The organism is Micromonospora sp. URMC 106, assembly GCF_051386395.1.
Lineage (GTDB): Bacteria > Actinomycetota > Actinomycetes > Mycobacteriales > Micromonosporaceae > Micromonospora.
Map to the genome: position 1 here is coordinate 1 of NZ_JBPQTP010000028.1, position 11206 is coordinate 11206.

General features: G+C 74.3%; 9 protein-coding genes and 1 pseudogene. All 10 read right to left on the reverse strand.

Annotated features, from left to right (window positions below):
- Nucleotides 1–42: 42 nt before the first annotated feature.
- Entirely contained in the window at nt 43–1107 is a 1065-nt protein-coding gene (locus ACSNOB_RS11880) for a hemolysin family protein (protein ID WP_436686716.1), read from the reverse strand.
- Nucleotides 1104–2453, reverse strand: a complete 1350-nt coding sequence (locus ACSNOB_RS11885) for a hemolysin family protein (protein WP_436686717.1) — start codon at nt 2451–2453, stop codon at nt 1104–1106. Before ACSNOB_RS11885 ends, ACSNOB_RS11880 begins: the two co-directional genes overlap by 4 nt.
- A 190-nt stretch (nt 2454–2643) precedes the next feature.
- Nucleotides 2644–4218, reverse strand: coding sequence for a M28 family metallopeptidase (locus ACSNOB_RS11890; RefSeq protein WP_436686718.1), 1575 nt, complete (start codon nt 4216–4218; stop codon nt 2644–2646).
- 262 nt (nt 4219–4480) lie between these two features.
- Nucleotides 4481–4813 carry a monovalent cation/H(+) antiporter subunit G gene (gene mnhG / locus ACSNOB_RS11895; protein WP_436686719.1) on the reverse strand — a complete coding sequence of 111 codons (333 nt, stop codon included), beginning with the start codon at nt 4811–4813 and terminating at the stop codon, nt 4481–4483.
- Nucleotides 4813–5082 (reverse strand): monovalent cation/H+ antiporter complex subunit F, encoded by a 270-nt coding sequence (locus tag ACSNOB_RS11900; RefSeq protein ID WP_393104789.1) that lies wholly within the window; start codon nt 5080–5082, stop codon nt 4813–4815. The genes mnhG and ACSNOB_RS11900 overlap by 1 nt, the downstream gene beginning before the upstream one ends.
- Nucleotides 5079–5663, reverse strand: coding sequence for a Na+/H+ antiporter subunit E (locus ACSNOB_RS11905; RefSeq protein WP_436686720.1), 585 nt, complete (start codon nt 5661–5663; stop codon nt 5079–5081). The genes ACSNOB_RS11900 and ACSNOB_RS11905 overlap by 4 nt, the downstream gene beginning before the upstream one ends.
- A complete protein-coding gene (locus ACSNOB_RS11910) occupies nt 5660–7165 on the reverse strand; it encodes a Na+/H+ antiporter subunit D (protein ID WP_436686721.1) in 1506 nt (501 codons plus the stop codon). Before ACSNOB_RS11910 ends, ACSNOB_RS11905 begins: the two co-directional genes overlap by 4 nt.
- 25 nt (nt 7166–7190) lie before the next feature.
- Nucleotides 7191–7673 (reverse strand): Na(+)/H(+) antiporter subunit C, encoded by a 483-nt coding sequence (locus tag ACSNOB_RS11915; protein ID WP_436686722.1) that lies wholly within the window; start codon nt 7671–7673, stop codon nt 7191–7193.
- Nucleotides 7670–10504, reverse strand: coding sequence for a Na+/H+ antiporter subunit A (locus ACSNOB_RS11920; protein WP_436686723.1), 2835 nt, complete (start codon nt 10502–10504; stop codon nt 7670–7672). The genes ACSNOB_RS11915 and ACSNOB_RS11920 overlap by 4 nt, the downstream gene beginning before the upstream one ends.
- 176 nt (nt 10505–10680) lie before the next feature.
- Nucleotides 10681–11092 (reverse strand): annotated as a pseudogene (locus ACSNOB_RS11925) (hypothetical protein).
- Nucleotides 11093–11206: the final 114 nt, after the last annotated feature.

Sequence of the window (11206 nt, forward strand, 5' to 3'; positions counted from 1 at the left end):
TCCGTGCGGTCTTCGGTGAAGACCGCACGGACGCCGGCGGCGTCACCTCATGCGTCGGCCGCGCGGCACCGGGTCGGTCTCGTCGTCGAACTCGCCGATGACCTCCTCCAGCAGGTCCTCCAGCGCGACGAAGCCGATCGGCCGGGTCGGCCCGCCGCCGTTGCGCACCAGCGCGAGCTGGGACTGCCGGGCCCGCATCGCCGCCACCGCCTCGGTCACCGTGGCCGAGGCGGGCAGGGTGAAGGCGTTGGTCATCAGGTCACCGGCGGTGGTCGTACGACCCGTGGTGGTGGCCCGCACCGCCTCCCGGACGTGGACGAGGCCGCAGACGTCGCCGTTCGCGTCCAGCACGGCCAGCCGCGACCGGCCGCTGTCCCGGCTGACCTGCTCGATCCGGGTGGCGTCCTCGTCGCGGCGGACCGTCACCATCTGGTGGAACGGCTCCATCACCTGGGCCACCGTGGTGGCCTGCAGCTCCAGCATGCTGGTCAGCATCTGGTGCTGCTCGGCGCCGAGCAGCCCGTGCTCGCGGGACTGCTCCAGCAGGATGCGCAGCTCGTCGGGGCCGTGTACCTGGGCGAGCTGGTCCTGCGGGTTGACCTTGACCAGCCGCAGCATCGCGTTGGCCAGGGCGTTCATCAGCGACAACACCGGCCGGGCGACCCGCGCGAAGGCGCGGAACGGCAACGCCAGCAGCATCGCCGAGCGCTCCGCGTCGGTGATCGCCCAGGACTTCGGCGCCATCTCGCCGACCACCAGGTGCAGGAAGGTGACCACGCTGAGCGCGAGGATCAGCGCGACGGCGTGGCTGGCGGCGTCCGGCAACCCGACCGCGTGCAGCAGCGGACTGAGCAGGTGCTCGATCGCCGGCTCGGCGAGCGCGCCGAGCCCCAGGGTGCACAGCGTGATGCCGAGCTGCGCGCCGGCGAGCATCAGCGACAGCTCCCGCACCCCGTCCAGCGCGGCCCGGGCGGCCCGACCGCCACCGGCGGCCGCCTGCTCCAGCCGGTAGCGCTTGCTGGCCACCAGGGCGAACTCGGCGGCCACGAAGAATCCGTTCAACGCCAGCAGGATCACCGACGTGAACAGCGCGATGCCGGGGCTCACGCCGACACCTCCCCCGGCTCGGCGACCCGCAGCCGGACCGAGTCGGCCACGTGCCGGTCGACGGCCAGCACCTCGACCAAGGCGCGCGGCTCGACCGCGCCGTCGTCGCCGTCGGCGGTCAGGTTGATCTCCAGCCGGTCGCCGACCTCGGGCACCCGGCCCAGCTCCCGCATGACCAGCCCGGAGAGGGTGTCGTACTCCGGAGCCTCGGGCAGGGCGATGCCGGTGCTGTCGGCGACCTCGTCGATGCGCCAGCGGGCCGGCACCACCCAGGAGCCGTCGTCCTGCCGGGCCGGGGCCCGCTCGGGCGGGTCGTCCTCGTCGCGGATCGGGCCGACCAGCTCCTCGGCGATGTCCTCGAGGGTGATCACGCCGGCGAAGCCGCCGTACTCGTCGACCACGCAGGCGAGCTGCCGGTGGCCGGACCGGAGCCGGTCCAGCACCGTCGGCAGCGGCAGCGTCTCCGGCACCAGCAGCGGTGGGCCGGCCACCGCGCTGACCGGGGTGGTCGCGCGGCGCTCCGGGGGCACGCCGAGCACGTCGGCGATGCCGATGACGCCGACCAGGTCGTCGACACCCTCCGCGCCGCGTACGGGGAAGCGGGACTTGCCGGTGTCCAGCAGCTCGACCACCCGGCTGACCGGCTCGTGCGCGCGAACGGTGTGCACGTCGACGCGGGGCACCATGGCCTCGCCGGCGGTCAGCTCACGGAAGTCGAGCCCCCGGTCGAGCAGCGTGGACATCTCGGCGGTCAGGTGCCCCTCCTGGCGGGACTCCGCGATGATCTGCTCCAGGTCCTCCGGGGTGGCACCGCTGGGCAGCTCTTCGATCGGCTCGATGCCGACGCGGCGGAGCAGCCGCACGGCGGCGCGGTCGAAGAGCTTGATCAACGGGCCGGCCACCTTGAGGTAGATCAGGGTGGAGCGGCTCAGGGCCCTGGCCAGGGGCTCGGCCCGGGCGATGGCGAGGTTCTTCGGGGCCAGCTCGCCCAGGACCATCTGCACCACCGTCGCGATGAGCAGGGCCAGGGCGACCGAGAGCGGCAGGCTGACCGCCGTGGAGACGCCGGCCACCCCGAGCAGCTCGGCCAGCCCGGCGCCGAGGAACGGCTCGGCGACGTAACCGACCAGCAGGGCGGTGACGGTGATGCCGAGCTGGGCGCCGGAGAGCATGAACGACAGCCGTCCGGTCACCTCGAGGGCCCGGGCGGCGGCCTTGTCGCCGTCGTCGGCGAGCTGCTTGAGCCTGCCCCGGTCGACGGCGACGTAACCGAACTCCTGGGCCACGAAGTAACCGGTGGCGGCGGTGAGAACGATGATGAAGAGAAGACCGAGGACGATCAACACGGGTCGCTCAGGGCTCCCGTGGCCGTCGGGGTCGGGAATCGCCGGGCAGGACCCGGCTCGCTACTGCTGCCCTCCTGGGCAGACGAGTCGATCATGCAGCCATTTTATCCGTGCCGGCTGTACGCCCGCTGAAGGTGCGCCGAAGGCCCCCTGTCGTCCGGTTCACGGCCTGACAGGGGGCCGCGCCGGCTCAGCTCTGGGTGATCCGCACGTCGTCCACGGCCGCCTCGACGAGGCTGGCGCCGCTCGCGTCCGCCGCGTCGACGACGATCCGTACGGTCTGTCCGCGCAGGGCCGAGACGTCCACACCGGCGCTCTGCCAGGCCGCCGCCCGGTTGCTCGCGGCCCCGGCCGCGTTCAGCGCCGTGACGGTGCTGCTCCCGACCACCCGCACGCGCAGGTAGTCGGCGCTGCTGGCGTTGTTCAGGTGGGCCAGGTACCAGGAGAAGGAGAGGTTGAGCGTGCCGGTCGACGGCAGCGTGATCGCCGGCGACTGGATGGTGCTCACCCCGCCGTCGAGGTCGTACGCCCCCGCGCTGCTGCCGGCGAGCGGCCCGGTGACCAGGGCGTAGCTGCCGCTGACCGTCGTGCCGAGCTGGGTGGTCACGCCCGAGCTGCTGGTGGCCGCGGGGTCGCCGCGCTCCCACCCGCCGAGGGTGGCGGTGTCGGTGCCGGCCGGGTTGGCGGTCCACCCGGTCGCGGTCTCGAAGGTGTCGCTCCACACCGTGCTGCCCGGCGGGGTCCCGGCCCCGGCCAGCGCCCAGACCGTGTGCGCGATCGCGTCGGCGTTGCGGTCCAGCGCGGTGTCGTTGATGTTGGTGCTGGTGTCGCAGGAGCGGTGGTAGCACGGGTCGAACGCCTGGCCGGCCGTGCCGCCCCAGAGCGAGGCGTGGGTGCTGGACTTGATGCCCTCGGCGCCGGTGAAGGTGCCGCCGGCCGGGATGCCGACGCTGATGAACGGCCCGTAGTCGCTGCGGCCGTCGAAGTCGGTGCCCCGGGTCGGCACGCCGATGGAGGTGAAGTACGCCTGAATGGTCTGCTCGATCTGCGCCGAGCCGGCCGGGCCGGGGCCGGAGCCCACGCCGTCGGAGTTGTCGCCGTCGTAGACGAAGTAGCCGGCGTTGGGCGAGCCCACCATGTCGAAGTTCAGGTACTGCTTGATCTTGGTGCGCTCGGTCGACGGCAGGTTGTTCACGTAGTACTGCGAGCCGCGCAGCCCCAGCTCCTCGGCCCCCCACCAGCCGAAACGCAGGTGCTTGGTGGGGGTCAGGCCGCTGCGGGCCACCGCGAGCGCGGTCTCCAGGATCGCCGCCGAGCCGGAGCCGTTGTCGTTGATGCCGGGGCCGGCGGAGACGCTGTCCAGGTGCGCTCCCGTCATCACCACCTGGTTCGGGTCGCCGCCGGGCCAGTCGGCGATCAGGTTGTAGCCGGTGGCGCCGTTGTAGGTGAACGACTGCACCACGGTGGTGAACCCGGCCGCGTCGAGCTGTCCCTTGACGTAGTTGACGGAGGCGAGGTAGCCGGGACGGCCGTGTGCCCGGTTGCCGCCGTTGGCGGTGGCGATGGACTGGAACTGGGACAGGTGTGCCTTCACGTTGGCCAGCGGGATGTCCGGCGCCGCGGCGAGCGCCGCCGGCCCGGCGGCGGGGACGGCGGCCCGGACGGCGGCGGTGGGCGCGGCGGTCGCCGCGGATGCGGTCACGACGGTCGCCGCCGCCACGGCCAGCGCGGCCAGCCAGGCGGAGCGGGGGGTGGGGGGTCTCATGGGTCCTCCGGGGTGGGAGCGGGGTCGGCTCCGCCGGGTGGGCGGTCGCCGATGGACGACTATTGATCGACAGCCATCACTGCGAAAGAGTGCAGCGGGACCGGCCCTCCGGCAATACGCAAGACTCAGAATCGCCGCATTCCCCGAATTGGGACGCCGCGGGGCCAGCAGCCCACCGCCCGGCCGGGGTGCGCGACCGGCGCGCCGCGCCGGCACCCGGCCGGCGGTCGGCGGTCGGCGGTCGGCGGTCAGTGGCCGGCGGTCAGCGGTCGGCGAACTCGTCGGCGTCGAGGAGGCCGGGGTCCACCCGGCCGGTGCGGTAGGCGGCCCGGCCGATCATCTGCGCCGCCACCGGAGCGGTGGCCAGCTGGAAAAGTCCGACCAACGCCACCATGCCCAGGTCGGCCGGGGTACGCAGCCGCACCGCCACGCCGAGCAGCAGGAGCAGCACCCCCAGCACCTGCGGCTTGGTGGCCGCGTGCATCCGGTCCAGCGTGGCCGGGAAGCGCAGCACCCCGATCCCGGCGGCGAGGCTCAGCAACGCGCCGGCGACCAGGCAGCCAGCGCCGACCCAGTCGGCGACCGTACCGAGCATCACGCCTCCTCCCCGTCGCGGACGGCGAAGCGGACCAACGACACCGAGCCGACGAAACCGAGCAGGGAGAGCACCACCAGCACCGGCAGGGTCGTGGCGTGGCGGTTGACCGCCGCCTCGGCGCCGACCGCGCCGACCATGGTGGCGAGCAGCATGTCGGCCGCGACCACGCGGTCGATCAGGGACGGCCCCCGGTAGAGCCGGATCAGCGCGAGCAGCGCGGTCACCGAGAACAGGCCGGTGAGGACGACGGCGAGGAAGGCGGTCACGGTAGGACTCCCCTGTCGACGGGATCGGTGTCCACCTGGCGCACCTCCGCGGCGGAGCCGACCGCCCGGACGACCCGCCGCTCGACGGCGAGGATCCGCTCCCGGCTGGCGGTCAGGTCCTGCGGGCCGCGGACGTCGAGCACGTGCACGTAGAGGACGCCGGCGTCCCGGTCCACCTCGATGATCAGCGTGCCCGGCACCAACGAGACCGCCTCGGCGGTGAGGGCCAGGTTCAGGTCGGTGCGCACCCGCAGGCGCACCGCGATGATCGCGCCCCGCGGCCGGCAGCCCGGCTGCACGGCGATGCGGGCCACGTGTGCGCTGGCGCTGACCAGCTCGCCGACGAACCGCACCAGGAAGACCAGCAGCGCCCGGGGCCGCAGCCGGCCGCCGAAGCTGACCGGCGGCAGCGGGAAGAACAGCAGCACCGCCCCGGCCACCAGCACCCCGCCCACCAGGTTGCCCCAGGAGAAGTCGCCCCAGAGCAGGTTCCAGACCAGCACCAGCCAGCCGAGCGCGATCAGCTGGTCGCGCCACCGCCCCGCCCGGCCCCGGTGCGGCCCGACCGGTTCGCGGTTCACGAGGCGCCGCCGGGCAGCACGGAGCGGATGTACGGGGTGCGCGCGCGCAGGTCGACGGCCGCGTCGGCGGTGACGTCGAAGAGCGGCCCGGCGACGACGGTCAGCGCCAGCCCGAGCGCCACCAGCGCGACCGTCGCGCCGACCATCAGCCCCGGCAGCCGGACCACCGGCTCGGCGGTGGCCAGCCGGGGGGCGCGCCAGAAGGCGATGTTCCACACCCGCGAGGCCACGTAGAGGGTGAGCAGGCTGGTCAGCGTCCCCGCCGCGACCAGCGCGCCGGGCAGCGGCCCGCCGGCCGCCACCCCGGCCTGGAGCAGGCCGAGCTTGCCGAGGAACCCGGAGAACGGCGGCACGCCGGCGAGGTTCATGGCCGGCACGAAGAAGAGCACCGCGAGCAGCGGCGCCACCCGGGCCAGCCCGCCGAGCCTGCGCAGGTCGGTGCTGCCGGCCCGCTCCTCGACCAGCCCGGCGACCAGGAACAGCGTGGTCTGGATGGTGATGTGGTGCACCACGTAGAAGATCGCGCCGGACAGCCCGGCCACGGTGCTCAGCGCCACCCCGAAGATCATGTAGCCGATGTGGCTGACCAGCGTGAACGAGAAGAGCCGCTTCATGTCGGACTGGGCCACCGCGCCGAGGACGCCGACCACCATGGTCAGGCCGGCCACCACCATCAGCAGCCCGGCGACCTGGCCGCCGGGGAAGAGCAGCGTCTCGGTCCGGATGATCGCGTAGACGCCGACCTTGGTGAGCAGGCCGGCGAAGACCGCCGTGACCGGGGCCGGCGCGGTCGGGTAGCTGTCCGGCAGCCAGGCCGAGAGCGGGAAGACCGCCGCCTTGACCCCGAAGGCGAGCAGCAGCATCAGCTCCAGACTCAGCCGTACGCCGTCCGGCAGCGCGTCGAGCCGGTGGGCGAGCTGGGCCATGTTCAGCGTGCCGGTGGCCGCGTACACCAGGCCCACCGCGGTGAGGAACAGCATCGAGGAGAGGAGGCTGACCACCACGTACGTCGAGCCCGTGCGGATCCGCGCCTCGGTGCCGCCGAGGGTGATCAGCACGAAGCTCGCGGCCAGCAGGATCTCGAAGCCGACGAAGAGGTTGAACAGGTCGCCCGCGAGGAACGCGTTCGTCACGCCGGCGGTCAGCACCAGGTAGGTGGGGTGGTAGATGGTCACCGGGACGGTCTCGCCGAAGTCCGCCTGGCCCTGACCGACGGAGTAGAGCAGCACGCAGAGGGTCACCGCCGAGGAGACCACCAGCATCAGCGCGGCCAACTGGTCGGCGACCAGCACGATGCCCACCGGCGCCGGCCACCCGCCGACCTGCACCACCACCGGCCCGTGCCGGTACGCCTGCACGAGCAGCAGCGCCGCCACCACCAGCGTGGCGGCGAGGCAGGTCACGCTGACGGCCCGTTGCAGGTGGGGCCACCGGGCCAGCAGCAGGGTCAGCGCCGCGCCCAGCAGCGGCACCACCACCGGCAGCGGCACGAGCGCGCTCACCGGGCGGCCCGTTCCGCGTACCCGGTCATCCGGGACCGTCCCCGGGCCGGAGCCGGCGCGGCAGCTCGGGGTCGACCTGCTCGGGGTCGGCGTCGGGGCCCTCGCCGCCGAGGTCGGCCGCGACGGCCGCCTCGTTGCGCTCTGCCGCCCGCCTGATCTGCCGGTCCTCGATGTCGTCGGGCACCTCGTCGTCGCCGGTCAGATACCAGCTGCGGTAGCTCACGGCCAGCAGGAACGCGGTCAACCCGAAGGTGATCACGATGGCGGTGAGGATCATGGCCTGGGGCAGCGCGTCGCTCAGCCGGCTGGCGGGCGCGACGCCGACCACCGGCGCGGCGCCCGCTCGCCCGCCCATCAGGATGAGCGCGTTGACCCCGTTGCCGAGCAGGATGACCCCGAGCAGGATCCGGGTCAGGCTGCGCTCCAGCAGCAGCGTGACCCCGCAGCCGACCAGCACCCCGACGGCGATGACCAGCACCAGGGTCGGCCCCTCCACGCCCGGCCTCACGGCCGCTCCCCTTCCCGGTCGACGCGCAGCCCGCCGGCGGGGCTGCCGGCCGCCTCGATGTGCCGGTCCACCTCGGCGCCGAGGCTGCGCAGGATGTCCAGCACCAGCCCGATCACCACGAGGTAGACCCCGACGTCGAAGAAGAGGGAGGTGACCAGGTAGAAGTCGCCGATCAGCGGCAGCCACAGGTCGACCCGGGCGCTCTCGAGCACCGACCCGCCCGCGAGCAGCGGGATCACTCCGGTGCCGATCGAGACGAGGAGGCCGGCGCCGAGCACCGTGCCGGCGCCGACCGGGGCCGCCTCGGCCAGCTCGTCGCGGCCGCCGGCGAGGTAGCGCACGACGAGCGCCAGGCTCGCCACCAGGCCGCCGGCGAAGCCGCCGCCCGGCGCGTTGTGGCCGGAGAAGAGCAGGAACAGGGAGAAGACCACCACGGTGTGGAAGATCAGCCGGGTGACCACCTCCAGCACGATGGAGCGGTGCCGCTCGTGCAGGGTCACGCCGCCGCGCAGCCAGACCGGGCGGCCCGGCCGGCGCGCCCGGCCCGACGGCTCCGGCCGGCGCGGACGCGGCCCGGTCCGGGACCGCTGGAAGACCAGGCTGGCCACGCCGGTCGCGGCCACCACCAGGACCGCCAGCTCCCCCATCGTGTCCCAGGCCCGGATGTCGACCAGGGTCACGTTGACCACGTTGCGGCCGTACCCCTGGGCGACCGCCAGGTCGGGGAACGCCTCGGAGATGGTCGGCGCCCGGCGGGCCGCCGCGGCGGTCAGCGCCAACCCGGCCGCCGCCACACCGGCGGCCAGGCCGATCGCCCGGCGCAGCCAGCGGCGCCGGCGCGGGCGGGCCGAGAACCGCTGGGGCAGCCGGCGCAGCACCAGCACGAACACCGCGATGGTGGCGGTCTCGACGAGGAACTGGGTCAGGGCCAGGTCCGGCGCGCCGTAGAGCACGAAGAGCATCGCGCTGCCGTAGCCGGTCATCCCGACCAGCAGCATCGCCGTCAGCCGCCGGCGGGCGCCCACCGCGAGCAGCGCCGCCACGGCGACCACGGCCACCACGACGACCTGCAGCGGGGTGTCCCACAGGTCGATCCGGTCCCGCCACGGGCGGGTGGCCAGCATCGCCCCGCCGGGCAGCACGACGAGCGCGAGCAGGATGGCCCCGAGGTACTGCGGGAGCGAGCCCCGCTGGGTCACGCCGGTGACCTCGATGGCCAGCCGGTCGAACCGGCCGATGACCCACTCGTACCCCTGGTTGCCGCCGATCGGGACGTGCAGCCGGGCCAGCGCCGGGGCGAGCGGGCCGCGCAGCGCGTGCAGCGCCGCGCCGCCGGCCACGGCGAGGGCGGAGAGGCCCAGCGCGGGGCTGGGGCCGTGCCACAGCGCCAGGTGCCCGCCGACCGCGCCGAACAGCTCGGCGTACGGGCTGAGCAGGGCGTCGAGGATCCCGGCGGCGGGGCCGGCGACCAACCCGAGGACGGCCAGGAGGGCCGGCGGGGCGAGCATCGGCGCGGCGACGCGGCCCACGCCGGTCGGTGCCACGCCGGGCCGGGTGGCGAACGCGCCCCAGACGAACCGGGCGCTGTAGGCGACGGTGAGCGCGGTGCCGGCCACCAGCACGGCGAGCACGGCGGGCCGGTCGGTGAAGGCGGCCAGCACGGCCTCCTTGGCGACGAAGCCGACCAGCGGCGGCAGGCCGGCCATCGACGCGGCGGCGAGCACCGCGACGGTGGCCAGCAGCGGCGCCCGCCGGCCCAGGCCGGACAGTTCCCGCAGGTCGCGGGTGCCGGCGCCGTGGTCGACGATGCCGACGACGAGGAACAGCGCCGCCTTGAACAGGGCGTGGGCCAGCAGCATGGCCGCGCCGGCCAGCGCGGCGTCCGGGGTGCCCGCCCCGACGACCACCGCGAGCAGGCCGAGCTGGCTGACCGTGCCGTAGGCCAGCAGCAGCTTCAGGTCGGTCTGCCGCAGCGCCGCCCAGCCGCCGGTGAGCATGGTCGCGAGGCCGGCGACGAGCACCACCGGCCGCCACGGGCCGACCGCCGCCAGCACCGGGGCGAGCAGCCCGATCAGGTAGACGCCGGCCTTCACCATCGCGGCGGCGTGCAGGTACGCGCTCACCGGCGTGGGCGCCGCCATCGCCACCGGCAGCCAGGAGCTGAACGGCAGCACCGCCGACTTGGACAGCGCCCCGGTCAGGACCAGCAGCACCGCCGTGACCAGGTACGCCCCGCCGGGCAGCGGGCCGGCGGCGATCTCCGACCACCGGTAGCTGCCGGCGTGCTCGCCGAGCATGATGAACCCGACCAGCATGGCCAGCCCGCCGAGCGTGGTCACGATCAGCGCCTGGGCGGCCGCCCACCGGCTCGCGCGCCGCTCCGTGCTGTGCCCGATCAGCAGGTACGAGAAGATCGTCGTCAGCTCCCAGCAGACGTAGAGCAGCAGCAGGTCGTCGGCGAGGACCAGGCCGAGCATCGCCCCGGCGAAGGCCACCAGCACCGCGGCGAACCGGGCCAGCCCGACCGACCCGGGGCCGAAGTAGCGGGCGCTGTAGACGAGGACGAGCGCGCCGACACCGCCGACCAGCAGGGTCATCAGCCAGGACAGGGTGGTCAGCCGCAGCGCCAGGTCGAGCCCGAGCTGCCGGATCCACGGGTAGGTCTCGACCACCGCCCCGCCGTCGCGGACGGCGGGCGTGCGGGCCAGCGCCCAGCCGAAGGCCGCGGCCGGCGCCAGCGCCAGCGGGTAACAGGCGCGCGGACCCCACCACCGCACCAGCAGCGGCGCCACGAGGGCCGCCACGAGGTGGAGGATCAGCAGTACGAGCACCCGCACTCCCGGTCGAGGTGGCAGCGGCGCGCGCCGGAGGTGGGCCGGCACCTAGGTGCGATCAGACGCCAGATGACTGCCCGCCGGGCCGTTTTGCGGGAATTCGTCCGATCCGGGCGCCGACCGCCTCTCGTCGGGGCCGGGTGCCGCGGTCGGCCCCACCACGGCCGCCCCGGTCATCGCGCTCGCGGCGCGGCGCGGTTAGCCGACGGCGACGTCGCCGGCGGGGACGGCGGTTTCCCGGGCCGGGCGCTCCCGGCGGGTCTCCACCAGCAGGTCGGGGCGGCCGAGCTGGAGCACGACCTTGTTGACCACCCGCTGGGCGGCGGCGAGCGACCGCACCGAGAGCAGCCGGCCCCGGCTCTCCCGGCGCAGCACGAAGTAGTGCACCGCGGCGCGGACCTGGCCCCGGTCGGCGGCGCTGGCCTGGGCGGTGGAGACGACCAGCTCCCGCAGCGCCGCGGCGAGCCGCTCGGCCAGCTCCAACTCCGGGCCGGCCAGTCCGGCGCGGACGGCGGCGAGGTGACTGTCGACCTTGCGGATGAGCACGTCGGTGCCGGGCTCGAAGCTCCGCTGCTCGACGGTCATCCGATCCCCTCCACCCCGGCCGGCTCCGAGTGAAGTTACTTTATGTTGCGCGTCGCAAGCAAGCAGTTAAGTAAGACTTAACGCATTCAACGGCACAACCATCGCGTATGAGCC